This window comes from Burkholderia sp. Ac-20353 (assembly GCF_017104785.1).
Taxonomy (GTDB): Bacteria; Pseudomonadota; Gammaproteobacteria; order Burkholderiales; family Burkholderiaceae; genus Burkholderia.
Window position 1 is genome coordinate 1 of the sequence record NZ_JAAGPL010000121.1, and the last position, 26618, is coordinate 26618.

26 protein-coding genes are annotated in these 26618 nt (G+C 66.6%); 19 read left to right on the plus strand and 7 right to left on the minus strand.

Annotated features, from left to right (window positions below; all coding sequences use genetic code 11):
* Both G3N94_RS27375 and lpdA read left to right on the plus strand, forming a co-directional pair.
* On the plus strand, window positions 1-1162 hold a 1162-nt coding region (locus tag G3N94_RS27375; protein ID WP_205795658.1), incomplete at its 5' end, for a dihydrolipoyllysine-residue acetyltransferase.
* A 282-nt stretch (window positions 1163-1444) separates the two neighbouring features.
* Window positions 1445-3217 (plus strand): dihydrolipoyl dehydrogenase, encoded by a 1773-nt coding sequence (gene lpdA, locus G3N94_RS27380; protein ID WP_205795659.1) that lies wholly within the window; start codon window positions 1445-1447, stop codon window positions 3215-3217.
* 219 nt (window positions 3218-3436) lie between these two features.
* Here the strand turns inward: lpdA and G3N94_RS27385 are convergent, their stop codons facing one another.
* Window positions 3437-4003: a phasin family protein gene (locus G3N94_RS27385; RefSeq protein WP_205795660.1), complete on the minus strand. Its 567-nt coding sequence runs from the start codon at window positions 4001-4003 to the stop codon at window positions 3437-3439.
* Window positions 4004-4672: 669 nt separating this feature from the next.
* On the opposite strand from G3N94_RS27385, the gene pbpG reads away from it, so the two are divergent.
* Window positions 4673-5809: a D-alanyl-D-alanine endopeptidase gene (gene pbpG / locus G3N94_RS27390; RefSeq protein ID WP_205795661.1), complete on the plus strand. Its 1137-nt coding sequence runs from the start codon at window positions 4673-4675 to the stop codon at window positions 5807-5809.
* Between the two features lie 112 nt (window positions 5810-5921).
* On the opposite strand, the gene G3N94_RS27395 is transcribed toward pbpG, so the two are convergent.
* Window positions 5922-6731: an IclR family transcriptional regulator gene (locus tag G3N94_RS27395; protein WP_205795662.1), complete on the minus strand. Its 810-nt coding sequence runs from the start codon at window positions 6729-6731 to the stop codon at window positions 5922-5924.
* A gap of 180 nt (window positions 6732-6911) precedes the next feature.
* Here G3N94_RS27395 and G3N94_RS27400 point away from each other — a divergent pair, with 180 nt between their 5' ends.
* The 12 genes from G3N94_RS27400 to iscX all read left to right on the plus strand — a co-directional run bounded on the left by G3N94_RS27400 (window position 6912) and on the right by iscX (window position 16067).
* On the plus strand, window positions 6912-7634 hold the full coding sequence (locus G3N94_RS27400) for a (Fe-S)-binding protein (RefSeq protein ID WP_205795663.1): 723 nt from the start codon (window positions 6912-6914) through the stop codon (window positions 7632-7634).
* A 34-nt stretch (window positions 7635-7668) separates the two neighbouring features.
* Window positions 7669-9081 carry a lactate utilization protein B gene (locus G3N94_RS27405; RefSeq protein ID WP_205795664.1) on the plus strand — a complete coding sequence of 471 codons (1413 nt, stop codon included), beginning with the start codon at window positions 7669-7671 and terminating at the stop codon, window positions 9079-9081.
* Between the two features lie 135 nt (window positions 9082-9216).
* Entirely contained in the window at window positions 9217-9444 is a 228-nt protein-coding gene (locus G3N94_RS27410; protein WP_205795665.1) for a hypothetical protein, read from the plus strand.
* 101 nt (window positions 9445-9545) lie between these two features.
* Window positions 9546-10028, plus strand: coding sequence for a low molecular weight protein-tyrosine-phosphatase (locus G3N94_RS27415; RefSeq protein WP_205795679.1), 483 nt, complete (start codon window positions 9546-9548; stop codon window positions 10026-10028).
* A gap of 133 nt (window positions 10029-10161) precedes the next feature.
* Entirely contained in the window at window positions 10162-10701 is a 540-nt protein-coding gene (gene iscR / locus G3N94_RS27420; RefSeq protein WP_059890355.1) for a Fe-S cluster assembly transcriptional regulator IscR, read from the plus strand.
* 62 nt (window positions 10702-10763) lie between these two features.
* Window positions 10764-11987, plus strand: a complete 1224-nt coding sequence (locus G3N94_RS27425) for an IscS subfamily cysteine desulfurase (protein ID WP_205795666.1) — start codon at window positions 10764-10766, stop codon at window positions 11985-11987.
* A gap of 67 nt (window positions 11988-12054) precedes the next feature.
* Window positions 12055-12462, plus strand: coding sequence for a Fe-S cluster assembly scaffold IscU (iscU, locus tag G3N94_RS27430; RefSeq protein WP_205795667.1), 408 nt, complete (start codon window positions 12055-12057; stop codon window positions 12460-12462).
* Between the two features lie 63 nt (window positions 12463-12525).
* Window positions 12526-12849 (plus strand): iron-sulfur cluster assembly protein IscA, encoded by a 324-nt coding sequence (iscA, locus tag G3N94_RS27435; RefSeq protein WP_124598719.1) that lies wholly within the window; start codon window positions 12526-12528, stop codon window positions 12847-12849.
* 88 nt (window positions 12850-12937) lie between these two features.
* Entirely contained in the window at window positions 12938-13465 is a 528-nt protein-coding gene (gene hscB / locus G3N94_RS27440) for a Fe-S protein assembly co-chaperone HscB (protein WP_205795680.1), read from the plus strand.
* 55 nt (window positions 13466-13520) lie between these two features.
* Window positions 13521-15389 (plus strand): Fe-S protein assembly chaperone HscA, encoded by a 1869-nt coding sequence (gene hscA, locus G3N94_RS27445; protein WP_205795668.1) that lies wholly within the window; start codon window positions 13521-13523, stop codon window positions 15387-15389.
* 97 nt (window positions 15390-15486) lie between these two features.
* Window positions 15487-15828, plus strand: coding sequence for an ISC system 2Fe-2S type ferredoxin (gene fdx / locus G3N94_RS27450; protein ID WP_006754135.1), 342 nt, complete (start codon window positions 15487-15489; stop codon window positions 15826-15828).
* Between the two features lie 29 nt (window positions 15829-15857).
* Window positions 15858-16067 carry a Fe-S cluster assembly protein IscX gene (gene iscX, locus G3N94_RS27455; RefSeq protein WP_205795669.1) on the plus strand — a complete coding sequence of 70 codons (210 nt, stop codon included), beginning with the start codon at window positions 15858-15860 and terminating at the stop codon, window positions 16065-16067.
* Window positions 16068-16198: 131 nt separating this feature from the next.
* On the opposite strand, the gene G3N94_RS27460 is transcribed toward iscX, so the two are convergent.
* The 5 genes from G3N94_RS27460 to G3N94_RS27480 form a co-directional block, all read right to left on the minus strand.
* Window positions 16199-16939, minus strand: a complete 741-nt coding sequence (locus tag G3N94_RS27460; RefSeq protein WP_205795670.1) for a glycine zipper 2TM domain-containing protein — start codon at window positions 16937-16939, stop codon at window positions 16199-16201.
* Window positions 16940-17258: 319 nt separating this feature from the next.
* Window positions 17259-18785 (minus strand): lysine--tRNA ligase, encoded by a 1527-nt coding sequence (gene lysS, locus G3N94_RS27465; RefSeq protein ID WP_205795671.1) that lies wholly within the window; start codon window positions 18783-18785, stop codon window positions 17259-17261.
* 76 nt (window positions 18786-18861) lie between these two features.
* A protein-coding gene (gene prfB / locus G3N94_RS27470) for a peptide chain release factor 2 (RefSeq protein WP_205795672.1) occupies window positions 18862-19966 on the minus strand; the annotation gives its coding sequence in 2 pieces (ribosomal slippage) (window positions 18862-19884 and window positions 19886-19966; 1104 coding nt in all).
* A gap of 169 nt (window positions 19967-20135) precedes the next feature.
* A complete protein-coding gene (recJ, locus tag G3N94_RS27475; protein WP_205795673.1) occupies window positions 20136-21833 on the minus strand; it encodes a single-stranded-DNA-specific exonuclease RecJ in 1698 nt (565 codons plus the stop codon).
* Window positions 21834-21844: 11 nt separating this feature from the next.
* Complete coding sequence (locus G3N94_RS27480; protein WP_205795674.1) at window positions 21845-22921, minus strand: regulator; 1077 nt, start codon at window positions 22919-22921, stop codon at window positions 21845-21847.
* A gap of 137 nt (window positions 22922-23058) precedes the next feature.
* On the opposite strand from G3N94_RS27480, the gene G3N94_RS27485 reads away from it, so the two are divergent.
* The 4 genes from G3N94_RS27485 to G3N94_RS27500 all read left to right on the plus strand — a co-directional run.
* The gene (locus tag G3N94_RS27485) at window positions 23059-24312 is read left to right on the plus strand and encodes a lipoprotein-releasing ABC transporter permease subunit (protein WP_205795675.1); all 1254 of its coding nucleotides are present in this window, start codon (window positions 23059-23061) and stop codon (window positions 24310-24312) included.
* A 55-nt stretch (window positions 24313-24367) separates the two neighbouring features.
* Window positions 24368-25063: a lipoprotein-releasing ABC transporter ATP-binding protein LolD gene (gene lolD / locus G3N94_RS27490; protein ID WP_205795676.1), complete on the plus strand. Its 696-nt coding sequence runs from the start codon at window positions 24368-24370 to the stop codon at window positions 25061-25063.
* 79 nt (window positions 25064-25142) lie between these two features.
* Window positions 25143-25931: a TatD family hydrolase gene (locus G3N94_RS27495; protein WP_205795677.1), complete on the plus strand. Its 789-nt coding sequence runs from the start codon at window positions 25143-25145 to the stop codon at window positions 25929-25931.
* A 57-nt stretch (window positions 25932-25988) separates the two neighbouring features.
* Window positions 25989-26618: ComEC/Rec2 family competence protein (locus tag G3N94_RS27500; RefSeq protein WP_205795678.1), on the plus strand; the 630-nt coding region annotated here is incomplete at its 3' end.

Here is a 26618-nt window from a genome sequence, read left to right on the forward strand (position 1 = left end):
AATGGCCGGCCGAGGGCAGGACGCCGGCGTCGCGACGACAATGAGGGTCAGGGGTGGGACCGCGTGGTATGAAGGCACGCTGATCGTGCTGCTCGCAGCAGCCGGCGCGCCGGCTGCCGTAGCACGGCAGGCAGGCGCACCGGCTGCTGTTGCCCCGGCGGCCGCGCCGAAGGCGGCACCGGCTCCGGTCGCAGCGCCTGCACCGGTCACTGCACCCGCCGCAGCGCCGGCCGGCGAGTACCGCGCGAGCCACGCATCGCCGTCCGTGCGCAAGTTCGCGCGCGAACTCGGCGTCGAAGTCGCGCGCGTCGCGGGCAGCGGTCCGAAGGGCCGCATCACGAAGGAAGACATCACGAACTTCGTGAAGGGCGTGATGACGGGCCAGCGCGTGGCGCCGGTCGCGGCAGCCGCGCCGGCAGGCGGCGGCGAGCTGAACCTGCTGCCGTGGCCGAAGGTCGACTTCGCGAAGTTCGGCCCGTTCGAGGCGAAGCCGCTGTCGCGCATCAAGAAGATCTCGGGCGCGAACCTGCATCGCAACTGGGTGATGATCCCGCACGTCACGAACAACGACGAAGCGGACATCACCGAGCTCGAAGCGCTGCGCGTGCAGCTGAACAAGGAGCACGAAAAGGCCGGCGTGAAGTTCACGATGCTCGCATTCGTGATCAAGGCAGTCGTCGCCGCGCTGAAGAAGTTCCCGACCTTCAACGCGAGCCTCGACGGCGACAACCTCGTGTTCAAGCAGTACTACCACGTCGGTTTCGCCGCGGACACGCCGAACGGCCTCGTCGTGCCGGTGATCCGCGATGCGGACAAGAAGGGCCTCGTCGACATCGCGAAGGAAATGAGCGAACTGTCGAAGGCCGCGCGCGACGGCAAGCTGAAGCCGGACCAGATGCAAGGCGGCTGCTTCTCGATCTCGTCGCTCGGCGGGATCGGCGGCACGAACTTCACGCCGATCATCAATGCGCCGGAAGTGGCGATCCTCGGGCTGTCGCGCGGCCAGATGAAGCCGGTGTGGGACGGCAAGCAGTTCGTGCCGCGCCTCACGCTGCCGCTGTCGCTGTCGTATGACCATCGCGTGATCGATGGCGCGGAAGCCGCGCGGTTCAATGCATTCCTCGCTGCGCTTCTGGGTGATTTCCGTCGCGTAATTCTTTGATGAGCGGGGGAGCTTGCAAGGGCGCGGGGTTTGGGTCGGTCGTCCGCGCCTCGTCGTTGAACCTGCATCGCTAACGGTCTATTAGCGTCGCCCCTGCGCGGGGCGGCGGTCACTTTTCTTTGTCTTCCAACGAAAAGTAACCAAAAGAAAGGCGCGTCCTTGGGCGGACGGCAAAGGTGGTCCTGCCCAGGTTCGCGTTCTTTTGTCAGACCGTCGTCGCAGTTCGTTCAATTCGCGAGTTTCTCCTCCCTCTGTCTGCAGCTAATCAAGAAGGGGACAGTAATGAGTCTCATCGAAGTCAAAGTGCCGGATATCGGCGATTTCAGCGGCGTCGATGTCATCGAAGTCAACGTCCAGCCAGGCGACGTGATCGAAAAGGAGCAGACGCTCCTCACGCTCGAATCGGACAAGGCATCCATGGAAGTGCCCAGCGACGTCGCCGGCACCGTCAAGGAAATCAAGGTCAAGGCCGGCGACAAAGTCTCGCAAGGCACCGTGATCGCACTCGTCGAGGTGTCGGCCGCTGCCGCGGCGCCCGCGAAGGCCGCCGAACCGGCCAAGCCTGCTGCACCGGCCGCACCCGCTGCGGCGCCCGCAGCCGCTCCGGCTGCCGCGCCGCAGGCAGGCAGCTATGCCGGCGCCGTCGATGTCGAGTGCGACATGCTCGTGCTCGGCGCCGGCCCCGGCGGCTATTCGGCCGCGTTCCGCGCTGCCGATCTCGGCATGAAGACCGTGCTCGTCGAACGCTATTCGACGCTCGGCGGTGTGTGCCTGAACGTCGGCTGCATTCCGTCGAAAGCGCTGCTGCACACCGCGCTCGTCATCGACGAAGCGGAAGCGCTCGCATCGCACGGCATCACGTTCGGCAAGCCCGAGATCAACCTCGACAAGCTGCGCGACTTCAAGTCGGGCGTCGTCAAGAAACTGACGACGGGCCTCGCCGGCATGGCGAAGGCGCGCAAGGTCGAAGTCGTGACAGGCGTCGGCGCATTCGTCGATCCGTATCATATGGAAGTGCAGGGCGAAGGCGGCAAGAAGGTCGTCCGCTTCAAGCAGGCGATCATCGCGGCCGGCTCGCAGTCGGTGAATCTGCCGTTCCTGCCGGATGACCCGCGCATCGTCGATTCGACCGGCGCGCTCGAACTGCGCCAGCAGCCGAAGCGGATGCTCGTGATCGGCGGCGGCATCATCGGCCTCGAAATGGCCACCGTCTACGCGACGCTGGGCGCCGAGATCGACGTCGTCGAAATGCTCGACAACCTGATGAACGGCGCGGACCGCGATCTCGTCAAGGTCTGGGAAAAGTACAACGCGAAGCGCTTCGGCAACGTGATGCTGAAGACCAAGACCGTCGGTGCCGAGGCCAGGGAAGACGGCATCTACGTGACGTTCGAGGGCGAGAAGGCGCCGGCCGAGCCGCAGCGCTACGACCTCGTGCTGGTCGCGGTCGGCCGCAGCCCGAACGGCAAGAAGATCGGCGCGGACAAGGCCGGCGTCGCGGTGACGGATCGCGGCTTCATCGAAGTCGACAAGCAGCTGCGTACCAACGTGCCGCACATCTTCGCGATCGGCGATATCGTCGGCCAGCCGATGCTCGCGCACAAGGCCGTGCACGAAGGCCACGTCGCAGCGGAAGCGGCACACGGCGAGAAGTCGTACTTCGATGCGCTGCAGATCCCGTCGGTGGCGTACACCGATCCGGAAGTGGCGTGGGCCGGCAAGACGGAAGAGCAGTGCAAGGCCGAAGGCATCAAGTACGGCAAGGCAGTGTTCCCGTGGGCGGCTTCGGGCCGCGCAATCGCGAACGGCCGCGACGAAGGCTTCACGAAGCTGATCTTCGACGAGGAAACCCACCGCGTGATCGGCGGCGGAATCGTCGGCCTGAACGCGGGCGACCTGATCAGCGAAGTGTGCCTGGCCGTCGAAATGGGCGCGGACGCGGAAGACATCGGCAAGACGATCCATCCGCACCCGACGCTCGGCGAATCGATCGGCATGGCGGCGGAGCTGTACGAAGGCGTCTGCACGGACCTGCCGCCGCAACGCAAGAAGTAAGTCTGGCAGTCGTTGCCGCCGGCGCGTGCGCCGGCCACGAAAAACGCCGCTTCCCGGGTGACCGGGAAGCGGCGTTTGGTTTTCTGCGTGGCGCTGCGCGCCAGCGCGCGATGAGTGGCGCGATCAATGACGCAAAGTGCGGGGTCAGATCATCTGCAGTGTGCCGCTGCAAAAGAAAAAGCCGCGCTGGGCGCGGCTTTTTCGGAACGCGTGAAGCGCTTACGCGGCCGGCTTGTTCGTGCGGCGCGAAGCAGCTGCGCTGGCAGCCTTCGTTGCGACGGCAGCGGCGGCGTTGAAGTTCGTCTCGGCGATCTCGACGGCCTGCTTCGCAGCCTTCTGCACCGTTTCGTACGTCGTGTTAGCGGCGTTCAGCGCCGACTTCAGCGCGGCGACAGCCGTTTCCGAACCTGCCGGGGCGTTCTTCGCGACGTTGTCGACCAGAGCCTGGACCTTCTTGTTCTGCTCTTCGAATTGCGCTTCGGCAACCTTCGCGAACTCGGCTTGCGTGGCCGACGCGATTTCATACAGGTGACGGCCGTACGACAGCACCTTTTCCGCGACCGGCTGCGACAGGCTCGTCTGCAGCGCGATCAGTTCCTGTGCATCCTTCACCGACAGCAGGCGCTGCGCGTTTTCCTGCGATTCCGCGAGCGTCGACTTCACAACTTGCAGATTCAGTTCGATCAGCTTTTCGACGCCTTCGAATGCCTTGGTCGTCAGACCGAACAGGCTTTCGAGGTTGGCTTTCTGTGCGGCGGCGATTTGCTCGGGGGTCAGCAAGGACATGTCAAGCTCCTGAAAAGCGATCGCGACGATCGCAAGATTGTAGTAGGCACTACGATGGGGAACCTCGGTTGTGCGCGCTTTGTGCGACGCAGCAATGGAGCTTATTTTAGGGCAGACAAAGCCGATGTCAAGGACTTTTTGTGCGTCGCACAATGCTGATAAATTATCGACAAAACAACGAGTTATCCGACGGTTTCGGAATCGGTTTCAGGCGCCGCGCACGCGTGTTGTCCCACATGCTGCGCACGGTTCGCGGGCACGTGCGGCGCACCATGATCGCGCGCAGGTAAACCTGACAGGGGGGTGGAACGTTGTCCTCTTGTTCTTGTCGAAAAGCGCGCCGTTTCGATTCGCGCCGCAGCGATGTGCCATCGCCGTTGCGCCGACACGTGCCGCTTGGCCCGCCGAGCGCCGGATACGTAGTTTCCCCGCTTTAAAACACGCTCAAAGTGACGTTATCTCAAATAGCCGAGTGGTTATCGGGAGGCGAGCACTGTGAGGCTGTGCGCCCGTCATGATTTTTTTTGATGGGAGCAGGGGCGTCGATCGATTGTGTTTTCGACGACGCTTACAATCCGGTTTAAAGACGATCGGTAAGTGCCTAATATTGCTTATTTTTTCAGCCTTAACTACACTTGCGGAAACTCCCGCCGCTTTGTCCAGACCCCAATGAAAGCCGAATCGTTTTCACCGCGCAGAATGTTGCAGAGCATGGCGCTCGGCACAGCGGTGTCGGTCGCCGTCGCCCTGCTGGCGGCCACTGCCACCGTTGCGCCCACTGACGCCTTTGCCGCCACTGCGAAGTCTCACCAAGCCGCCAAGAAGAAAGCGACTGCTTCGTCCGCGAAGAAGTCGGTGAAATCGGCGTCCGCCACCGATGACGCACCGCGTGCAAAATCGACGCGCAAGCGCGCGACGCTCGCCGCGAACGTGCACGGCCACCACGGCGCCGTGCGCCGGGTCGCGTTCCAGCCGCGCCAGCCGTCGGTCGGCCAGGCATTCGGCCTGCACGAGACGCCGGACGCGCTCGCGCTGCGCTCGAGCGTTGCGTATGTGGTCGACCAGAACACCAGCGAGCCGCTGTTCGACAAGAATTCGCACGCGGTCGTGCCGATCGCGTCGATCACGAAGCTGATGACCGCGATGGTCGTGCTCGACTCGAAGCTGCCGCTGACCGACCAGATCGAAGTCACCGACGAGGATCGCGACTACGAGAAGGGTACCGGCTCGCGCCTGTCGGTCGGCTCGGTGCTGTCGCGCGAAGACATGCTGCACATCGCGCTGATGGCGTCCGAGAACCGCGCGGCGGCGTCGATGTCGCGCTACTACCCGGGCGGCCGTCCGGCGTTCATCGCGGCGATGAACGCAAAGGCGAAGGCGCTCGGTATGACCGATACGCACTTCGAGAACTCCACCGGGCTGTCGAGCTCGAACGTGTCGAGCGCGCGTGACCTCGTGAAGATGGTCGACGCGGCGTACCAGTACCCGCTGATCCGCAAGTTCTCGACCGATCGCAGCTACGAGGTGTACACGGGCAAGCGGAACCTCGCCTACAACAGCACGAATGCGCTGATCCGCGGCAACGGCTCGTGGGACATCGGCCTGCAGAAGACCGGCTTCATCAACGAAGCGGGCGAGTGCCTCGTGATGCAGGCGACGATCCATGGCCGTCCGATGGTGATGGTGCTGCTCGACTCGTACGGCAAGTATTCGCGTTTCGCCGATGCGTCACGGCTGCGCAACTGGCTCGACGCCGGCGGCGGCGAGCGCCTGACGGCAGCCAATTCGCCGAACGGCGGCACCTGATCGTGCTTCCGGCGGCGCTTCGGCGCCGCGATGCCGAAACCAGCGAAACCAGCAAAAAGCCCCGCGAAAAACGCGGGGCTTTTTTTCGTTCGTCCGGTTCCGCGGCAGCCGCTCAGGCCTGCCGCTGCAGGCCATTCGCGTCCTTCGCGTTTTCGGGCCGGTAACCGAGCGATTCCGAGATGGTCAGCGCGGTGCGGCTCAACTGGCCGAGCCACGCGTCCTGGAGGCGGTCGGCCGGCGCCGACAGCGACAGGCCCGCGACGAGCTTGCCCGAATCGTCGTAGATGCCCGCTGCAATGCAGCGCACGCCCAGTTCGAGTTCCTCGTTGTCGCGTGCGCATGATTGCTGGCGCACGATCGTCAACTCACGCTCGAGCTTCGCAATCTCGGTGATGCTGTTCTGCGTGTGGCCGGCGAGCCCGGTGCGCGTCGCATACGCGCGCACCCGCGACGTTTCGTCTGCCGCGAGGAACAGCTTGCCGACCGACGTCAGGTGCAGCGGCGCGCGGCCGCCGATCGCGCGCACGACCTGCATCCCGGATCGCTCCGAATACGCGCGCTCGATATAGACGATCTCGTCGCCCTGGCGTACCGACAGGTTCACGGTTTGTCCGGTGAGGCGGTGCAGTTCGCGCATCGGCATCAGCGCCGCGTCGCGCACCGACAGGCGTGCCTTCACGAGGTTGCCGAGCTCGAGCAGCCGCATGCCGAGCCGGTACGTGCCCGGATCGGAGCGGTCGACGAGGCGGCAGGTCACCATGTCGTTGAGGATGCGGTGCGCAGTCGACGGGTGCAGCTCGGTGCGTTGCGCGAGTTCCTTCAGGCTGACAGGGTCGCTGTGCGCGGCGAGGGCGTCGAGCAACCGCATCATGCGTTCGATCACCTGGATCGACGTTTTTGAATCCGGGGTCGGGTTGGTCATGTCGGAGAATCGGTTGATGCGTCAAACGCTGTTGCGCCGATTGTATCTCGTATCGTGAAAAAAGCGAACGGCGTTCGAGGAAGTCCTCGTTTCCGCGCCGGGCGGGCCGCGTTGCGCGGCGGCGTTGGTCTTGCCGGGCAAACGGCGGATAATGAGGGCCGTTTTCTCGAAGGAGCGCATATGCGAGTCGGTTTGTTCGTGACCTGCCTGGTCGATCTGATGCGTCCCGAAATCGGCTTTTCCGCGCTCAAGCTGATCCGCGACGCGGGCTTCGAGGTGTTCGTGCCGCCGGCGCAGACGTGCTGCGGCCAGCCGGCGTACAACTCCGGCGACCGCGCGCTCGCGCGCGACCTCGCGGAGAAGACGCTGCGCGAGTTCGAGCAGTTCGACTACGTGGTCGCGCCGTCGGGGTCGTGCGGCGGGATGATCCGCGCGCACTATGGCGACCTGTTCCGCGACGACCCCGAGCTGATGGGGCGTTTCTCCCGGTTCCAGCAAAAGGTCTACGAATTGACCGACTTCCTCGTGAATGTCGCGAGGGTGAAGCTCGAGCCCGGCGAGTTCGCGGGCCCGGTCACGTACCACGACTCGTGCTCGGGCTTGCGCGAGCTCGGCGTGAAGGCGCAGCCGCGCGCGCTGCTTGCGCAGCGCGGCGTCGCGATCACCGAGATGAAGGATTGCGAGCACTGCTGCGGCTTCGGCGGCACGTTCGCGGTCAAGTACGGCGACATCTCGGCGGCGATTGCCGACGAGAAATGCGCGAACGTGCGCGCGTCCGGCGCGGGCGCCGTCGTGCTCGGCGATCTCGGCTGCATGCTGAACATCGAAGGGCGGTTGCGCCGGACGGGCGACCGCGACACGCGCGTACTGCACGTCGCGCAGGTGCTCGCGGGCGACGTCTGACGCCCGGTTCCGCTCACTTTTCCCCGATACCGCGATGCAAGTCCAATCGATGCATTTCAAGGCGCGCGCCGGCCAGAAGCTCGCCGATCAGCGCCTGCAGCAGAACCTGAAGAAGCTGTCGACGAAGTTCGTGTCGGCACGCGCCGACGCGATCACGCAGATCGACTTCCCGGCGACGCGCGCGGCGCTGAAGGCGCGCCGCGACCGCGCGCTCGAGAACCTCGACGTGTGGCTCGAGGCGTTCGAGCAGGAGGCGACGCGGCGCGGCACCACGGTGCTGTTCGCGGAGACGACGGCCGACGCCGCGCGGCTCGTCGCCGACATCGCGCGCCGTCACGACGTGAAGAAGGTCATCAAGACCAAGTCGATGGTGACCGAGGAAATGCAGCTCAACGCGGTGCTCGCGGAGATGGGCGTGCAGTCGATCGAGACCGATCTCGGCGAATACATCCTGCAGATCAACGACAACGAGCCGCCGAGCCACATCATCGCGCCCGTCGTGCACAAGGACAAGGACGAGATCGCCGACCTGTTCGCGCGCACTCACCACCGCGAACGGCTCACCGAGATTCCCGACATGACGCGCGAGGCGCGCGAGATGCTGCGCCCGCAATTCCTGTCGGCCGACATGGGCGTGACGGGCGGCAACTTCGTGATCGCCGAGACGGGTTCGGTCGCGCTCGTGACGAACGAGGGCAACGAGGGGATGTGCACGGTGATGCCGCGCGTGCACGTCGCGGTGACGGGCATCGAGAAGGTGCTGCCGACGCTCGAGGATCTCGCGACCGCGATGCGCCTGCTGCCGCGCTCGGCCACCGGCCAGAAGGCGTCGAACTATTTCTCGCTGCTGACGGGGCCGCGCCAGCCGGGCGACGAGGACGGCCCCGAGCACAACTACGTGGTGCTCGTCGACGGCGGCCGCACGGGCCTCATCGGCGGCGAATTCCAGGAGATGCTGCGCTGTATCCGCTGCGGTGCGTGCATGAACCATTGCCCCGTGTACCAGAAGGTCGGCGGCCATGCGTACGGCTGGGTCTATCCGGGGCCGATGGGCTCGGTGCTGACGCCGAGCTACGTCGGGCTCGACCGTGCGCTCGACCTGCCGCAGGCGGCGACGCTGTGCGGCGAGTGCGACAGCGTGTGTCCGGTCGGCATTCCGTTGTCGCATCTGCTGCGCACGCTGCGCGAGAAGCAGGTCGAGCGGCATCTGCGGCCATGGCGCGAGCGGGCGGCGCTCGCCGTGTGGGGCTTCGTCGCGCGTCGGCCGATGCTGTACGCGCTGACGACGAAACTCGCGGTGCGCATACTCGAGCGGCTGGGTGGCGATCGCGGCATGCTGCGGCGCCTGCCGATGATGGGCGGCTGGATGGATACGCGCGACCTGCCCGTGCCGACGGGGCGCACGTTCCGCGAGCTGTACGCGGCGTCCCGCAGCCATCTCGGCTGACCGCGCGCGACTGTTCATCGGGCCGCAACACTGCGTTCGCTATTTGCATATTTATCCCGATAGATGCGATCTATAGAATTGCGCCTGTAGTCCCCGGAAGAGGGTTTCGGGGCATCAGGTCAAGGAGGTCGCATCATGAAAAAGACAATATCGATGTACTGGCCGTTGGCGATCATCGTGCCGCTCGCGGCTGCCGCTTATCTGCACTCGGTCGGTAGCGCACCGTCGCGCGGGCCGCTTGCGGTTCACCAGGCATCGGCGGAGCTCGCGCGCACCGTGTCGTTCGGTCTCGTCGGCGATACGGCGAAATCGCTGCCTGCTGCGTCGGGCGACGTCGCACTCGCCGTGCCGAAGGCGCTTTGACGCAGTTTGCCGTCGCGTGGCGCGGCGGCGCGAATCCGCGTGCCTTTGTATAATGGCGCGTTCTGTCCATGCGCGGTCCGCCGCGGCTTTCCGGTAGCGTGATGACCCGCGTAGCGATCTGTTTCGTCTGTCTCGGCAACATCTGCCGTTCTCCCACCGCGGAAGGCGTGATGCGCCATCAGGTAGAGGCTGCCGGGCTGTCGGATCGCGTCGAAATCGATTCTGCCGGCACGGGCGACTGGCACGTTGGCGAGCCGCCCGATGCGCGGGCGCAGACGGCCGCAAGCGCGCGCGGCTACGACCTGTCGGCGCTGCGCGCGCGGCAGGTGGGCGTAGCCGATTTCGAGCGCTTCGATCTGCTGCTCGCAATGGACGAGGCCAATCTCGCGGAACTGCGCCGGCGCTGCCCGCCGCAATTTCGAGGCAAGCTGCGGCTGCTGATGGCGTTCGCGCCGCAGGCGCTGGAAACCGAGGTTGCTGACCCTTATTTCGGCGGCGCGCAAGGTTTCGAGCAAGTGCTCGACCAGTGCGAGGACGCGTGCCGCGGCCTGCTGGATACGTTGCGCGAGCGCGTGTCGAGTTGAGTTCCGAAGCGGTTCTCGAAGTGGTTCTGTTAACTGCTTTGCGAATACCCTGTTGAAGACAGGGATACTTGACTAAATTCGTCAAATATTTATACTTGACCAAAATCGTCAAGATTGCAGTCCCCTAGACACCATGAGACTCACCACTAAAGGTCGTTTCGCCGTCACGGCGATGATTGACTTGGCACTGCGCCAAGAGCAGGGCCCGGTGACGCTTGCAGGCATCAGCCAGCGCCAGCGGATTTCGCTCTCGTACCTCGAACAGCTGTTCGGCAAGCTGCGCAGACATGAAATCGTCGAATCCGTGCGCGGTCCGGGCGGCGGCTACAACCTCGCGCGTCGCGCGCAGGACGTCACCGTTGCCGACATCATCATTGCGGTCGACGAACCGCTCGATGCCACGCAGTGCGGCGGCAAAGGCACGTGCGACGGCTCGAAGCAGCCGGACGGCCATTGCATGACGCACGAGCTGTGGGCCACCCTCAATCAGAAGATGGTCGAATACCTCGATTCGGTGTCGCTGCAGGATCTCGTCGATCAGCAGCGCACGCGCGAAGGCGCGCCCGCAGTGCTGCGCGACCGCCGCTCGCCGGAGCCCGTCGCCGCGCCCGCCGAGCCGGTGCGCACGATGCCGCTCGGTCCGAATTCGGTGTTCAATATCGCCAGTTCGTGAGTGCCGACACGGCCCGCTGACATCCAACACATAGTCCCTGCACAGAATACCCGGAGCGACAGATGACCCAAGAGACTCTCCACCTGCCCATCTACATGGATTACAGCGCGACGACGCCGGTCGATCCGCGCGTGGTCGACAAGATGGTGCCGTACCTGCGCGAGCAGTTCGGCAATCCGGCGTCGCGCAGCCACGCGTACGGCTGGGACGCGGAACGCGCGGTCGAAGAGGCTCGCGAGCAGGTCGCCGCGCTCGTGAACGCGGATCCGCGGGAAATCATCTGGACGTCGGGCGCGACCGAGTCGGACAACCTCGCGATCAAGGGCGCCGCGAACTTCTACCAGGGCAAGGGCAAGCACATCATCACGGTGAAGACCGAGCACAAGGCCGTGCTCGACACCTGCCGCGAGCTCGAGCGCGACGGCTTCGAAGTCACCTATCTGGACGTGAAGGATAACGGACTGATCGACCTCGACGCGTTCAAGGCCGCGTTGCGCCCGGACACGATCGTCGTGTCGGTGATGCACGTCAACAACGAGATCGGCGTGATCCAGGACATCGAGACGATCGGCGAGATCTGTCGCGAAAAGGGCATCATCTTCCACGTCGACGCCGCGCAGTCCACCGGCAAGGTCCAGATCGACCTCGCGAAGCTGAAGGTCGACCTGATGTCGTTCTCCGCGCACAAGACCTACGGCCCGAAGGGTATCGGCGCGCTGTACGTGCGCCGCAAGCCGCGCGTGCGCATCGAAGCGCAGATGCACGGCGGCGGTCACGAGCGCGGGATGCGTTCGGGCACGCTGGCGACGCACCAGATCGTCGGCATGGGTGAGGCATTCCGCATCGCCAGGGAAGAAATGGCGACCGAGAACGAGCGGATCCGGATGCTGCGCGACAAGCTGCTGCGCGGCCTGTCGCAGATCGAGGAAACCTACGTGAACGGTGACATGGAACACCGGATCCCGCACAACCTGAACATCAGCTTCAACTTCGTCGAAGGCGAGTCGCTGATCATGGCGATCAAGGACGTCGCGGTGTCGTCGGGCTCCGCGTGCACGTCGGCGTCGCTGGAGCCGTCGTACGTGCTGCGTGCGCTCGGCCGCAACGACGAACTCGCGCACAGCTCGATCCGCTTCACGGTCGGCCGCTTCACGACGGAGCAGGAGGTGGACTACGTGATCAATCTGCTGAACAGCAAGATCGCGAAGCTGCGCGAACTGTCGCCGCTTTGGGAAATGCACCAGGAAGGCATCGATCTGTCGACGATCGAATGGGCCGCGCACTAAAACCGCATTGAATACATACGCGGGCGGATTGGCGCACGCAGACGTAACGAGTCAAGGAGTCTGAGTCATGTCTTACAGCAACAAGGTTCTGGATCACTACGAAAACCCGCGTAACGTCGGCTCGTTCGCGAAGGACGACGACGCAGTCGGCACGGGCATGGTCGGCGCGCCGGCCTGCGGCGACGTGATGAAGCTGCAGATCCGCGTCGGTGCGGACGGTGTGATCGAGGACGCAAAGTTCAAGACGTACGGTTGCGGCTCGGCGATCGCGTCGAGCTCGCTCGTGACCGAATGGGTGAAGGGCAAGACGCTCGACGAGGCGCTGTCGATCAAGAACACGCAGATCGCCGAAGAGCTCGCGCTGCCGCCCGTGAAGATCCACTGTTCGATCCTCGCGGAAGACGCGATCAAGGCGGCGGTGGCCGACTACAAGAAGCGCCACGACGGCGAGCAAGGCGATCAGGCAGCTGCCTGAGCGCCATCGAGCGACTAGCTGGAACGCGACGCGCCGCGATCGGCGCGCCGCGGCAAGGACATCATGGCAATTACACTGACCGAAAAAGCAGCGCAGCACGTCCAGAAGTACCTGGGCCGGCGCGGCAAGGGGCTGGGCCTGCGGCTCGGCGTTCGCACGACCGGTTGCTCGGGCCTCGCGTACAAGCTCGAGTATGTCGATGAGCTCGCACCCGAGGATCAGGTGTTCGAGAGCCATGGCGTGAAGGTCATCGTCGATCCGAAGAGCCTCGCGTACATCGACGGCACCGAACTCGATTTCGCGCGCGAAGGCCTGAACGAAGGGTTCAAGTTCAACAACCCGAACGTGAAGGACGAGTGCGGCTGCGGCGAATCGTTCCGCGTGTGACGACCGCGCGATGCGGGCAAGAGGCGGCACATGCCGCCTTTTTAATGCGCGGCGTTCGCCGCGCGACGAACTGGAATTGAACGCGACGATGGTCTCGCTGAAAGACAGCCACTTCGACCTGTTCCACCTGCCGGCGCAGTTCGCGATCGACGATGCGGCGCTCGACGCCGCGTACCGGACCGTGCAGACGCAGGTGCATCCCGACCGCTTCGCGGCGGCGGGCGACGCGCAGAAGCGCATCGCGATGCAATGGGCGACCCGTGCGAACGAGGCATACCGGACGTTGCGCGATCCGCTGAAGCGGGCGACCTATCTGCTGTTGCTGCGCGGCGTCGATATCGGTGCGGAGAACAACACCGCGATGGAGCCGGCGTTCCTGATGCAGCAGATGGAGTGGCGCGAAGGCATCGAGGATGCCGCGGCGGCGCGTAACGTCGATGCACTCGACGCGCTGCTTGCCGAACTGCGCGACGAAAAGCGCGCGCGTCTCGAACGTCTCGGCACGTTGCTCGACAGCGGCGCGGACCAGCCCGCCGCCGAGGCCGTGCGCCAGATGATGTTCATCGAGCGGGTCGCGTCGGAAGTGAGCGCGCAGATCGAGCGGCTCGAACATTAACCGCGTGCGTCGCAGCACGCGCAGCAAACGGGCGTGAGCGCCCGAACGAACCAAGATGGCTTTACTGCAAATTTCCGAACCGGGCATGGCGCCGGCGCCGCACCAGCGGCGGCTCGCCGTCGGGATCGATCTCGGCACGACGAACTCGCTCGTCGCGGCCGTGCGCAACAGCGTGCCGGAAGTGTTGCCGGACGACGCGGGCCGCGTGCTGCTGCCGTCGGTGGTGCGTTACCTCGAGAAGGGCGGCCGCCGGATCGGTCACGACGCGAAGGAGCAGGCCGCGACCGACCCGCGCAACACGATCGTGTCGGTCAAGCGCTTCATGGGCCGCGGCAAGGCCGAAGTCGAAGGCGCGGCGAACGCGCCGTACGAATTCGTCGACGCGCCGGGCATGGTGCAGATCCGCACCGTCGACGGCGTGAAGAGCCCGGTCGAGGTGTCGGCCGAGATTCTCGCAACGCTGCGCCAGCGCGCGGAAGATACGCTCGGCGACGAGCTGGTCGGCGCGGTGATCACGGTGCCGGCCTATTTCGACGAAGCGCAGCGCCAGGCGACGAAGGATGCCGCGCGTCTCGCCGGCCTGAACGTGCTGCGCCTGCTGAACGAACCGACCGCGGCGGCGATTGCCTACGGCCTCGACAACGCGGCCGAAGGTCTGTACGCGGTATATGACCTCGGCGGCGGCACGTTCGACCTGTCGATCCTGAAGCTGACGAAGGGCGTGTTCGAAGTGCTCGCCGCGGGCGGCGACTCGGCGCTTGGCGGCGACGATTTCGACCATGCGCTGTTCGCTCACGTGCTCGCGCAGGCCGGCATCGATCCGGCGACGCTCGCGCCCGAGGACGTGCGCCTGCTGCTCGATCGCGTGCGCGTGCTGAAGGAAGCGCTGTCGGCGGCACCGCAGGCGTCGCTCGACGTCACGCTGTCGACCGGCGTGCAGCTCGCGCAGACGGTCACGCACGATACGTTCGCCGCGCTCGTCGAGCCGCTCGTGCAGCGTACGCTGACGCCGACCCGCAAGGCACTGCGCGACGCGCAGGTGACGCCGGCCGATATCAAGGGTGTGGTGCTCGTCGGCGGCGCGACGCGCATGCCGGTGATCCGCGACGCGGTCGCGAAGCATTTCGGCCAGCCGCCGCTCGTGAATCTCGATCCGGACCAGGTCGTCGCGCTCGGCGCGGCGATCCAGGCCGACCTGCTCGCCGGCAATCGCGGCAGCGGCGACGACTGGCTGCTGCTCGACGTGATCCCGCTGTCGCTCGGCGTCGAGACGATGGGCGGCCTCGTCGAGAAGATCATTCCGCGCAATTCGACGATCCCGATCGCGCGCGCGCAGGAGTTCACGACCTTCAAGGACGGCCAGACCGCGATGGCGATCCACGTCGTGCAGGGCGAGCGCGAGCTCGTCGCCGACTGCCGTTCGCTCGCGCGTTTCGAGCTGCGGGGCATTCCGCCGATGGTGGCCGGTGCCGCGCGCATCCGCGTGACCTATCAGGTCGACGCGGACGGGCTGCTGTCGGTGTTCGCGCGCGAACAGCATTCGGGCGTCGAGGCGTCGGTTGTCGTGAAGCCGTCGTACGGCCTCGCCGACGACGACATCGCGAAGATGCTCGAGGAAAGCTTCAAGACCGCCGAGATCGACATGCGCGCGCGCGCATTGCGCGAGGCGCAGGTCGAGGCCGAGCGGATGGTCGAGGCGACGGAAGCGGCGCTTGCCGCGGACGGCGAACTGCTCGACGATGCCGAGCGCGCGGATGTCGACGCGCGTGTCGCGGCGCTGCGCACGGTCGCGCAGGGCGACGACACGGACGCGATCGAGGCGGCGACCAAGTCGCTCGCGGAAGGCACCGACGAATTCGCCGCGCGCCGGATGGACAAGAGCATCAAGCGCGCGCTCGCCGGCCGCCGGCTCGACGAGATCTGAACGAACTGAGCGAACAACATGCGCGCCGGCCGGCGACGGCCGGCGCTATGATGAATCGTGCGGCGCAAGCCGCCGCACCTGGAATGACGGAACGGACATGCCTCAACTGGTAGTGCTGCCTCACGTCGAACTGTGCCCGGATGGCGCGGTGATCGACGCGACGCCCGGCAAGAGTATTTGCGACAACCTGCTCGACAACGGCATCGAGATCGAACACGCTTGCGAGAAGTCGTGCGCGTGCACGACCTGCCACGTGGTGATCCGCGAGGGCTTCAACGATCTGGAACCGTCCGAGGAGGACGAGGACGACCTGCTCGACAAGGCGTGGGGCCTCGAGCCGACGTCGCGCCTGTCGTGCCAGGCGATCGTGCAGGAAGATTCGGACCTGGTGGTCGAGATTCCGAAGTACTCGATCAATCACGCGAAAGAAAATCATTGACGGCTTTGCATCGGACCGGAGGGCAAGCGATGAAATGGACTGATTCGCGCGAGATCGCGATCGCGCTGGCGGACAAGCATCCCGATATCGATCCGCAGCGGATCAATTTCGTCGATTTGCGTCAGTGGGTGCTCGAACTCGACGGATTCGCCGACGATCCGACGCACTCCGGCGAGAAGATTCTCGAAGCGATCCAGGCGCACTGGATCGACGAATCGGACTTCGACGACGAAGACTGAACGCCGCGCATCGCACCGCACCGCGTGCGCGATTCCCGTCTGCAGCAACAAAAACGGCTCGTGAGCAATCACGAGCCGTTTTTCGTTGTTGCGTCAAACTGCCCGCGCTTCGCACGCGGGCAGCCGGGCGGTCATGCGCCGACCAGCGTCCCGTTCTCGATCCGCACGCGCTGGCCCTGACCGAACGGCGGCGGGTTGTGGTACGTGAACGTGCGCGTCGTGCCGTTTTCCATCTGCACTTGCACCTGGTAGTCGGTTTCCGCACGCACCTGCTTCTCGACCTGGTTGCCGGCAAGGCCGCCGCCCAGCGCGCCGAGCAGCGTCATGGCGGTCCGGCCGTTGCCGTGACCGAACTGGTTGCCGAGCAGGCCGCCTGCCGCGGCGCCGCCGACTGCGCCGATACCCGAGCTCTGGCCCGGCGTGCGCGACTGGTTGATCGCAACGACCGTACCGCAGGTCTGGCAGTAGGACGGGGACGGCTGCGCGTAACCGCCGCCTTGCTGCGCGTACTGAGGCGGCTGCGGGGCCGTCGACGCATGGTGGCGATGGTGCGGCGGCGCCGGGCGCGGTGCGGGTTGCGGCTGGGCCTGGGCGACCGGCGCCTGCTGTTGCGGCGCTTGCTCGGCTGCGATCTGCTGCGCTTGCGCGGCACGTGCCGCGCTGGCCGCCGCTGCCGTGTCGACCGCCGGTTGCGACGCGATCAGCGCGGCCTGAGTCTGGCCGTTCTGCTCGTTGTTGCCGGTCGCCTTCGGGATCAGGCCGGTGATGGCTGCGGTCGCCGCGAGGCTCGCGACGATGACAGCGCCCGCCGCGGTGGCGACGAGCGGGTGGAGGCGTTGCTTTTGCGGCGTGGTCTGGTTCTGGTTGTCCATTTTTTGCTCTCCTGTCGACCCGGGCTCGCGCATCAGCGCTGATTCGGGTCACATGCAAAGCTGGCGCACGCGTTCGTGCGTTTATTTTGCAAACGCAGTGTCGTCCAGACGCGCGCGGCGCGCCGTATCAAGTTGTAACGATTCGCAGTGGAAAATTTCCCGGCAAGACAGGGAAAACCCGGGGAGGGCTCGTGCGACGAGGAGATAAAGCGGGGGCGGATCATTTGCCGGCGGGCGCCGGCAGGCGGGATTTACGCGCAGTTACAAAGCCGGGGACTGCGCGCCGCGGGGTGCGGCGCGCAGGAGCCAAGGCCGGTGGTCAGTCTTCGCGGCGCAGGTGCGGGAACAGCAGCACGTCGCGGATCGTCGGGCTGTCGGTCAGCAGCATCACGAGACGGTCGATGCCGATCCCGCAGCCGCCCGTCGGAGGCATCCCGTATTCGAGCGCGCGGATGTAGTCGGCGTCGAAGAACATCGCTTCCTCGTCGCCGGCATCCTTTTGCTCGACCTGCTTCTTGAAGCGGGCTGCCTGGTCTTCCGGATCGTTCAGCTCCGAGAAGCCGTTCGCGATCTCGCGGCCCGTCATGAACAGCTCGAAACGCTCGGTGATGCCCGGCACCGTGTCCGATGCGCGCGCGAGCGGCGACACCTCGACCGGGTAGTCGATGATGTAGGTCGGCTCCCACAGCTGCGCTTCGGCGGTTTCCTCGAACAGCGCGAGCTGCAGTGCGCCGATGCCCGCGTTCAGGAACGCCGGCTGCGTGACGTCGACGCCGAGGCGCTTCAGTTCGCTGCGCAGGAATGCATCGTCCGTCAGCTGGCCGTCGGTGTATTGCGGCGCGTATTTCTGGATCGCCTGCGAGATCGTCAGGCGGTGGAACGGTTTCGCGAGGTCGAGCTCGCGGCCCTGGTACTGGATCGTCGCGGTGCCGAGCGCATCGATCGCCGCCTGGCGAATCAGCTGCTCGGTGAAGTCCATCAGCCAGCGGTAGTCGGTGTACGCGGCGTAGAACTCCATCATCGTGAATTCCGGATTGTGGCGCGGTGACACGCCCTCGTTACGGAAATTCCGGTTGATTTCGAACACGCGCTCGAAGCCGCCGACGATCAGCCGCTTCAGGTACAGCTCCGGCGCAATGCGCAGGAACATCTGCATGTCGAGTGCGTTGTGATGCGTGACGAACGGCTTCGCGGCCGCGCCGCCCGGGATCGGGTGCAGCATCGGTGTCTCGACTTCCATGAACTCGGCCGTATCCATGAACTTGCGGATCGACGCGATTGTCTTGGTGCGCGCACGGAACGTGTCGCGCGTTTCCGGCGTGACGATCAGGTCGACGTAGCGCTGGCGATAGCGCATTTCCTGGTCGGCGAGGCCGTGGAACTTGTCCGGCAGCGGGCGCAGCGCCTTCGACAGCAGGCGCAGCTCCTTGCACTGGACCGACAGCTCGCCCTTGTTGGTGCGAAACAGCACGCCGCGCGCGGCCACGATATCGCCGAGGTCCCACTTCTTGAACGCGTCGTAGGTTTCCGCGCCGACGTCGTTCGGCGTCACGAAGAACTGGATCTGACCCGAACCGTCCTGCACCGTCGCGAAGCTTGCCTTGCCCATCACGCGCTTGAGCATCATGCGGCCGGCGATCGCGACTTCGAACGGGTTCGCTTCGAGCGCTGCCTTGTCCGAATCGGCGAATTTCGCCTGCAGCTCGGCTGCGTGATGCGTCGGCTGGAAATCGTTCGGGTAGGCGACGCCTTGCTCGCGCAATGCGCGCAGCTTCTCGCGGCGTTCGGCGATGATCTGGTTTTCGTCCGCCGCGACGGCGGGCTGCGTTTGGGTCGATTCGTTCATGATGGTCGGGATTCGGGGTGGGTGCGGCAACGCAAACGGGGGAGGGGGGCGGCGCGGCGGGGCCGCGCCGCGGCGCTTACACGCCCTGTTTGAGGCTCGCGCTGATGAAGTCGTCGAGATCACCGTCGAGGACGGCTCGCGTATTGCTCATTTCGACGTTCGTGCGCAGGTCCTTCACGCGGCTCTGGTCGAGCACGTACGAACGGATCTGATGGCCCCAGCCCACATCGGTCTTGCTCGATTCGAGCTTGTCCTGCTCGGCCTGGCGCTTGCGCATCTCGGCTTCGTACAGGCGCGATTTCAGCATTGCCATCGCTTCGGCACGGTTGCGGTGCTGCGAGCGGTCGTTCTGGCACTGCACGACGATGCCGGTCGGCATGTGCGTGATCCGCACGGCCGAGTCGGTCTTGTTGATGTGCTGGCCGCCCGCGCCCGATGCGCGGTACGTGTCGATGCGCAGGTCGGCCGGATTGACCTCGACTTCGATCGAGTCGTCGATTTCCGGATACACGAACACCGACGAGAACGACGTGTGGCGGCCGCCCGACGAGTCGAACGGCGACTTGCGCACGAGGCGGTGGATGCCCGTTTCGGTGCGCAGGAAGCCATACGCGTATTCGCCCGTGACCTTGACCGTCGCGTTCTTGATGCCGGCGACGTCGCCGTCGGATTCTTCCAGCACTTCGGCCTTGAAGCCCTTGCGCTCGCAGTAGCGCAGGTACTGGCGCAGCAGCATCGACGCCCAGTCGCACGCCTCGGTGCCGCCGGCGCCGGCCTGGATGTCGATGAAGCAGTTGTTCGGGTCGGCCGGGTTCGAGAACATCCGGCGGAACTCGATGTCGCCGACGCGCGCTTCGAGCTTCGCAGCGTCTTCCTCGGATGCGACGAGGGTGTCCTCGTCGTCTTCCTCGCGTGCCATCTCGAACAGGTCGAGCGCATCGCGCAGGTCGCTATCGAGCACCGTCAGCGTCGTGACGACGCCTTCGAGCAGCTTCTTTTCGCGGCCGAGCGCCTGGGCGTTCTTCGAATCGTTCCAGACGTTCGGGTCTTCGAGTTCCTTGTTGACTTCGGTCAGACGCGCAGCTTTGGCGTCGTAGTCAAAGATACCCCCGAAGCTCGCCCGCGCGGCTGCGCAGGTCGAGCAGGGAGCTTTCGATCGCGTTGAGACGTTCCGCTTCCATGATCGTTTCGCTTTTCGTGCTTCGTAAAAAAGCGGAATTATAGCCGATCGGGGCGGCCTCCCGGTGGCGCCGGCAGGGGGGCGACGCTCGTCCGCGCCCCGCCGGGCGAGGCGGTGCGCGGCCCCGGGCGCGCTCGGGCGGCCATGCAGGTGCCCATGTAGGCGCCCGCTCAGGCGCCCGCGTGCTCGACGATCAACTGCACGCGCGTGACGCCGTTCCACGTGTCCGCGACGAGGCGGTACGCGAGGAACGCGCTCGCCGGCAGCGGCTCCGTGTGGTTGAACCAGATCGCGTTGAAGCGCTGGCGGCCGCGCGCAAGCTGCAGCTTCAGGTGCTTCTCCTTCACGAGCGACTGCGACACGACGTCGAATTCGCCCGAGAACAGCGGGGCCGGAAAGCCCTGGCCCCAGACGGCCTCGTCGAGCAGCCCGACGAACTGCGGCGTGAAGTATGCGTCCTCGAGCTCGCCATCGGTCTCGATCACGCGGGCGAGCGCATCGTCCGACAGCCATTCGCGTGCGACTGCCTCGAACGCGGCCGCGAAGCGCGGCACGTTCGCGGTGTCGAGCGTAATGCCGGCCGCCATCGCATGGCCGCCGAACGCGACGATCAGGTCGGGTTCGCGCTTCGACACGAGGTCGAGCGCGTCGCGCAGATGGAAACCGGGGATCGATCGCCCGGAGCCCTTGACGCGCGCACCTTGCTCGTCCGCATGCGCGAACGTGAACGACGGCCGGTGGAATTTCTCCTTCAGGCGGCCGGCGACGATGCCGATCACGCCCTGGTGCCATTCGGGATTGAACAGCGTGATCGTGCACGCGTCGGCCGGATCGACGTGCGCGAGATCGGCGAGCGCCTGCTGCTGCATCCCGGCCTCGATCTCGCGGCGCTCGCGGTTCATCGTGTCGAGCTGTTGCGCGAGCTCCCACGCACGGCCGACGTCGTCGGTGATCAGGCACTCGATCCCGAGCGACATGTCGGACAGCCGCCCGGCGGCGTTCAGCCGCGGACCGAGCCCGAAGCCGAGGTCGAAGCCCGACGCAGTGCGGGCGTCGCGGGCGGCCGCGCGGAACAGCGCGGCGATGCCCGGCTGCATCCGGCCGTTGCGGATCCGTTGCAGCCCCTGTGCGACCAGCACGCGGTTGTTGCCGTCGAGCCGCACGACGTCGGCGACGGTGCCGAGCGCGACGAGGTCGAGCAGGCCGTCGAGGCGCGGCTCGGCTTCCTTGCTCGCGAACGCGCCGCGGCGGCGCAGCTCGGCGCGCAGCGCGAGCAGCACGTAGAACATCACGCCGACGCCGGCGATGTGCTTGCTCGGGAACCCGCAGCCCGGCTGGTTCGGGTTGACGATCGCGCGCGCGGCGGGCAGTGCGTCGCCGGGCAGGTGATGGTCGGTCACGAGCACGTCGATGCCGCGCGCATTCGCGGCCTCGACGCCCGCGACGCTCGCGATGCCGTTGTCGACGGTGATCAGCAGGTCGGGCTTGCGCGCGGCCGCGAGTGCCACGATTTCGGGCGTGAGGCCGTAGCCGTACTCGAAGCGGTTCGGCACCAGGTAGTCGATCTGCGCGCCGAACATCCGCAACCCGCGCACCGCGACCGCGCAGGCGGTCGCGCCGTCGCAGTCGTAGTCGGCGACGACGAGCAGGCGGCGCCGGTCGGCGATCGCGTCGGCGAGCAGCGCGGCTGCGTCGGCGCAGCCTTTCAGTTCGGTGGGCGGAACGAGGCGCGCGAGCGCGGTTTCGATGTCGGACGGGGACTGCACGCCGCGCGCGGCATACAGGCGCGCGAGCACGGGGTGCAGGCCGTGGCGCGCGAGCGCTTCGGCGTCGGCTGGCGCGACGGAACGGGTAACGATGCGGGTCATGCTGGGTCGCTTTATTCGAACAGGGACGCGAGCGCGCGGCGGCGCCAGAACTTGCGCAGGTCGCCGCGGGTCGCCCGCAGGGTCGCGGAGCTGGTGTCGCCGCACAGCGTGACGTCGACGCTTGCCAGCTCGCCGCGCTGCAGCGCGGTGAGGGCGGGCGCGAACCAGTCGCGTTCCAGCGCGGCGAGCGTGTCGTGCCAGCGCGCCCAGTCCTGTTCGATGAATGGGGTCGTGAGCGCCGACAGTTCGACGAGCGTCGCGCCGTCGGCGGCGGCGAGTTGGTCGAACGCGGCGGGTGGAGTGCCGGCGGCGGCCCGCGCGGCGCGCGCGAGGCCGAGTGCCGCGGGCGATGCAGACAGCACGCGCGCGAACGGCTGGCCGACGGGCTTCAGCGCGCCCTGCGCGTGAAACCAGATCGAGTTGACGGCGGGCAGGCCGCGCGCCTCGCGCGCTTCGTTGACGGGGTGCTGGAACCATGCCATCTGCACTTCGTTCTGCAGCTTCATCCACATCCGCGAGCGTTCGCCCGTGTGCGCCTCGTGCGGCAGCCAGATCTCGATGTTGCGGCCGCTCGCGCGCAACGGTGCGGCGCCGGCCAGGCTGCGAAGCTGCTCGCTCGACAGGTACCAGCGGCTCGGCCGCGGGGCTTCGAGCCGCACGCCGAGTTCCTCGATCAGCGGGCGTGCGACGGCGAGCAGCGCGGCCGCGTCGCCGTCATCGAGCGCCAGCGCGGCCGGATCGACGAGCACGAGATGGTCGTGCGCGATCTCGACGTGCACGGGTTCGACGCAGGCCCACGCGTGGTCGCCCGGGTCGCCGCCGTCGGCGAGCAGCATGTAGGGCGCGAGCGGCGCCTCGTCGGCGGCATTGCCCTGGGCCGCGCCGAACTGGCGGGCGAGCCAGCGCTCGTGCGGCAGCGTGCGCTGGAAGTCCTCGCCGGCCACCCGCTCGACGAGGCTGGCGCGCGACAGCAACTTTTCGAGCGCAGGGCTGTCCAGCGTGTGCAGGGACGAGGCCGCATCGGCTGCCGACGGCAGTGCGAACGGAACGAGAAAATGGAGGCGTCGGTCGTGCATGATGCTGCGCATTGTATGGCAAACTGCGCGCGTGTTCGGGCGGGCCTGCGGCCCGCTCGCGCCCGGTGGCCGGTTTTGTCCCCGCCCGGGCGGGCGGCAACCGGTATCACGGGCCGCCACCCATGCCGCAACCAGCAGAAAGGATTCGCTTGAAACTTCCGTACGAATGGCAAATCGGCTGGCGCTATACGCGCGCCGGCAAACGCACGACCGGCAACGGCTTCATTTCGTTCATCGCGCTCGTGTCGATGCTCGGCATCGCGCTCGGCGTCGCGGCGCTGATCGTCGTGCTGTCGGTGATGAACGGCTTCCAGAAGGAGGTGCGCGACCGCATGCTGTCGGTGCTCGCGCACGTCGAGGTGTTTTCGCCGACGGGCTCGATGCCCGACTGGCAACTGACCGCGCAGGAGGCGCGCCGCAACCCGTCGGTGACCGGCGCCGCGCCGTATGTCGACGCGCAGGCGCTGCTCACGCGCCAGGACGCGGTGAGCGGCGTGATGCTGCGCGGCGTCGAGCCGACGCTCGAGCCGCAGGTGTCGGACATCGGCAAGGACATGAAGGCCGGCCAGTTGACGGCGCTCGTGCCGGGCCAGTTCGGCATCGTGCTCGGCGACGCGCTGGCCGGCAATCTGGGCGTGACGGTCGGCGACAAGGTCACGCTGGTCGCGCCGGAAGGCACGATCACGCCGGCCGGCATGATGCCGCGCCTGAAGCAGTTCACGGTGGTCGGCGTGTTCGAGTCCGGCCACTACGAATACGACAGCACGCTCGCGATGATCAACATTCAGGACGCCGAGGCGCTGTTCCGGCTGCCCGCGCCGACCGGCGTGCGGCTGCGGGTGCAGGACATGCAGAAGGCGCCCGAGGTGGCCGTCGAGCTGTCGCATTCGCTGTCGGGCAGCCTGTACATCCGCGACTGGACGCAGCAGAACAAGACCTGGTTCTCGGCCGTGCAGATCGAGAAGCGGATGATGTTCATCATCCTCACGCTGATCATCGCGGTGGCCGCGTTCAACCTCGTGTCGTCGCTCGTGATGACGGTCACCAACAAGCAGGCCGACATCGCGATCCTGCGCACGCTCGGCGCGCAGCCGGGCTCGATCATGAAGATCTTCGTCGTGCAGGGCGTGACGATCGGCTTCGTCGGCACTGCGACGGGCGTCGCGCTCGGCTGCCTGATCGCATGGAGCATTCCGTGGCTGATCCCGATGATCGAGCATCTGTTCGGCGTGCAGTTCCTGCCGCCGTCGGTGTACTTCATCAGCGAGCTGCCGTCCGAACTCGTCGCGAGCGACGTGATCAAGATCGGCCTCATTGCGTTCGTGCTGTCGGCGGTCGCGACGCTCTATCCGAGCTGGCGCGGCGCGAAGGTGAAACCGGCGGAGGCATTGCGCTATGAATGACCGCGCAACCGCATTCGCGGATTCACGACAACCCATCAAACAGGATTCGGCAGGTATGCAGGAATACGTGCTTCAGGCGCGCGGCATCACGAAGGCATTCGTGCAGGGCGGCTTCAACGTGCAGGTGCTCAACAACACCGAGCTGTCGGTGCGGCGCGGCGAGAAGCTGGCAGTCGTCGGCGCATCGGGCTCCGGCAAGAGCACGCTGCTGCACGTGCTGGGCGGGCTCGACGAGCCGAGCGCGGGCGAGGTGTCGCTGCTCGGCAAGCCGTTCACGCAGCTCGCGGAGCGCGAGCGCAACGACCTGCGCAATCGTGCGCTCGGCTTCGTCTACCAGTTCCATCACCTGCTGCCCGAGTTCACCGCGCTCGACAACGTCGCGATGCCGCTGCGCATCCGCCGGATGACGGCCGAGGCTGCGCGCGATGAGGCGCATGCGATGCTCGCGCGCGTCGGGCTCGGCCCGCGCGCGAAGCACCGCCCGGGCGAGCTGTCGGGCGGCGAGCGGCAACGCGTCGCGATCGCGCGCGCGCTCGTGACGAAACCCGCGTGCGTGCTCGCCGACGAGCCGACCGGCAACCTCGACGGCACGACCGCCGACACGGTGTTCAACCTGATGCTCGAGCTGTCGGAAACGCTCGATACGAGCTTCGTGATCGTCACGCACGATCCGGATCTCGCCGCGCGCTGCGACCGCATCATGCGCCTGCGCGACGGGCTGCTGCACGAAGAGCCGGCCGTCCCGGTCTGAAACACCCATCCGCGCCCCGCGCGCCGGCAGCCGTTGCATCGGGTGCCGCAGCGGGCGGGGCGGCCCGGCGAGGTCTGATATGTGGATCGACACGCATTGCCATCTCGATGCCGCCGAGTTCGATGCCGATCGGGACGCGGTCGTGCAGGCGGCACGCGACGCCGGCGTCGCGCGCGTCGTGATCCCGAGCATCGGGCGCGACAACTTCGCGACCGTGCGCGAGCTCGCGCACCGCACACCGGGCGCGGTCTACGCGCTCGGCATCCATCCGATGTATACGCCGCATGCGCGTGACAGCGATCTCGACCTGCTGCGCATGGAAATCGAGGCGAGCGTCGACGACCCGCGCTTCGTCGCGATCGGCGAGATCGGCCTCGACTATTTCGTGCCGGGGCTCGACGAGGACCGGCAGCAGTTCTTCTACCAGGGCCAGTTGAAGCTCGCGCGCGAGTTCGACCTGCCGGTGCTGTGCCATGTCCGCAAGTCGCAGGACCGCGTGCTCGCGGGGCTGCGGCGTTTCGGCGTGCGGCGCGGGATCGCGCATGCGTTCAACGGCAGCTTCCAGCAGGCGCAGGCGTATCTTGCGCAGGGTCTCCATCTCGGCTTTGGCGGCAACGTGACGTTCACGCGCGCGTTGCAGATCCGCCGGCTCGCGACGCAACTGCCCGTCGACGCGCTCGTCGTCGAAACGGATGCGCCCGACATCGCGCCCGAATGGGCGTACAAATCCCGCAACACGCCCGATCAGGTGCCCCGCATCGGCGATGTGCTCGCCGAGCTGCGTGGCGTCGATGCGGCCACGCTGGCCCTATGCACTTCGGCTAACGCGCTTGCCGCGCTGCCTCGTCTCGCGCTTTCGTCCGCATAATCGTTTCCGGACGGCCCGGCGGTAGCAAGCGCTGCGCCGGGTTTGCGGGGAGGCGGGATGCGTGTGTGGTGGGTGGCATTCGCGCTCGGCGTCGTCGTGCTGCAGCGGCAGGCGGCGTTGCCCGGCGCGGCGGGATGGTTCGGTGGCGCCGCGGCGCTGGCCGTGCTCGCGACGGCTTGCATCGCGTGTGTGCGACGTCGGCCGTGGACGCGGGCGACTGTCGCACTCGGCTGGGTGTTGTGCGCGGCCGCGGCCGGTGTGACGGGATTCGGGTATGCGGCCGCGCGGGCCGAGTGGCGGCTGCGCGATCACCTGCCTGTCGCATCGGAGGGGCGCGAGATGACGGTCACGGGCGTGATCAGGGGGCTGCCGGTGGTCGACGACACGGGCGCGCGATTCCTGCTCGCGGTCGAGTCGAACGACGCGGGCCTCGCCGATTTCCCGCCGCTGATCCGACTTTCATGGCGCACTTACGGCAGCCGAGGCGGCCGTGCTGCAGCGGCGGCGATGCCCGACCTGCGCGCCGCGCAGCGCTGGCGCCTGACGGTGCGCCTGAAACGGCCTCACGGCGAAGCGAATCCCGGGGTGCGCGACAGCGAGGCGGCGTGGCTCGGCGCGGGGATTCGCGCGCTCGGCTACGTGAGCGCGCCGCAGCGGGCGGTGCTGCTCGATGCGCGCTCGCGCGGC